General features: G+C 35.9%; 1 protein-coding gene. It reads right to left on the reverse strand.

Features of this window, described 5'->3' with window-relative positions:
• Nucleotides 1–563 (reverse strand): galactose-1-phosphate uridylyltransferase (galT, locus tag ACGK9U_RS16130; protein ID WP_394467587.1); only part of this gene is annotated, 563 nt, incomplete at both ends.

The raw sequence follows: 563 nt of genomic DNA on the forward strand, positions 1-563 counted from the left end.
TTGATGGATACCACTGGAGTAGGGGAATGAAGTGTTGAATAATTTATCGTAAGCTTTGGTCAATACCGAAATAGCTTCAGCAAAAAGAAACGATTCGTTATCTTTTAATTCAAGAATATTAGATTGATGTCTTTTAGGAACAATCATAGCTTCAAATGGCCATACAGCCCAAAAAGGCACAAGTACCACAAAGGCATCATTTTCAAAAATAATACGTTCATTTTTATGCAATTCTTGTTTTAAATAATCCCCTAAAAGACTGCTTTTATTTTTATTATAATATGCTAATTGGTGTTTGTCTTTTTTGTCAACCTCATTGGGCAGACTTGTTTGGCTCCATATTTGTCCATGTGGGTGCGGATTGCTACAACCCATAACGGCGCCTTTATTTTCAAATATTTGAACGTAATTGATTAATTTGTTGGCAGCAAGTTCTTTGTATTCCCGTTGCCATGCAAAAACCACTTTTTCAATTTCTGAAGGTTTCATGTCCGCCAAACTTTTGGAGTGGTCCGGACTAAAACAAATGACTTTACAGATGCCCTGTTCGCTTTGCGCTAAAA

It is taken from the genome of Mariniflexile sp. HNIBRBA6329 (assembly GCF_043558645.1).
In the GTDB taxonomy this organism is placed as follows: Bacteria; Bacteroidota; Bacteroidia; order Flavobacteriales; family Flavobacteriaceae; genus Mariniflexile.